2 protein-coding genes are annotated in these 600 nt (G+C 33.5%); one reads left to right on the top strand and one right to left on the bottom strand.

Annotated features, from left to right (window positions below; all coding sequences use genetic code 11):
- The coding region (locus ABZ720_RS17435; protein WP_366556800.1) for a hypothetical protein at positions 1-324 on the bottom strand (324 nt) is incomplete at its 3' end.
- Position 325: 1 nt separating this feature from the next.
- Here ABZ720_RS17435 and ABZ720_RS17430 point away from each other — a divergent pair.
- Positions 326-505 (top strand): hypothetical protein, encoded by a 180-nt coding sequence (locus tag ABZ720_RS17430; protein WP_017807553.1) that lies wholly within the window; start codon positions 326-328, stop codon positions 503-505.
- The last annotated feature ends 95 nt before the right edge of the window (positions 506-600 follow it).

The raw sequence follows: 600 nt of genomic DNA, 5'->3' as shown, positions 1-600 counted from the left end.
TACCGAACTAGGTAAATATTCGGGAATTTCTGCAGTTTTCGTATTATTAGGATAGAATTGAATCCATCTCCCATCGGATAACTCCTGTAAATTGTAATTATTTTTACTAGTTAAAAGAGAGCGAATTCTGTTTAGCTTTTGTTTAGAATGTGAATCATCTTGTACTGCAAGATCACCAATAATCGCACTACTGCAGGTATTACAAGTGGCTAATAATGAGAAAATAGAATAATTAGTAAATTTATCATTTTCATAGTACGTTTTAATCTCAAATCCCCCATGTTTAACGCCACAATGGGGGCAATCATAAGCAAAGGTAATCATAATGAATCTCCAAGATCATATTTATTTAATTGATGAATTTCTTGAAGGGCAAAGCCCTGAAGTAAAACTATATACTTATTTTAAAAATCAAGATAAGGAAACGCAACATAGTTTTGTCATTGCCTTAATTGGTAAAGTGGTTAGCTCACATAAACTTTATCATCACGAATTAAACAAGTAACATTGACAACCGCCGCCCTTTGATCTAGGATATACCTACTTTCAAACGAAAGTCGGGATTTGCAACCTGAACTATGAGAGCGGTGAAAAAGATAG

Origin of the sequence: Aquibaculum sediminis (assembly GCF_040712085.1) — a bacterium.
In the GTDB taxonomy this organism is placed as follows: Bacteria; Pseudomonadota; Alphaproteobacteria; order Kiloniellales; family DSM-21159; genus Aquibaculum; species Aquibaculum sediminis.
The sequence above is the reverse complement of the archived record's forward strand: the minus strand, read 5'-3'. Positions and strand labels throughout refer to the sequence as shown.

Bases quoted from the DNA above. Each gene is read 5' to 3' on its own strand.
- ABZ720_RS17430 (WP_017807553.1), top strand. From the start codon at position 326: ATGAATCTCCAAGATCATATTTATTTAATTGATGAATTTCTTGAAGGG.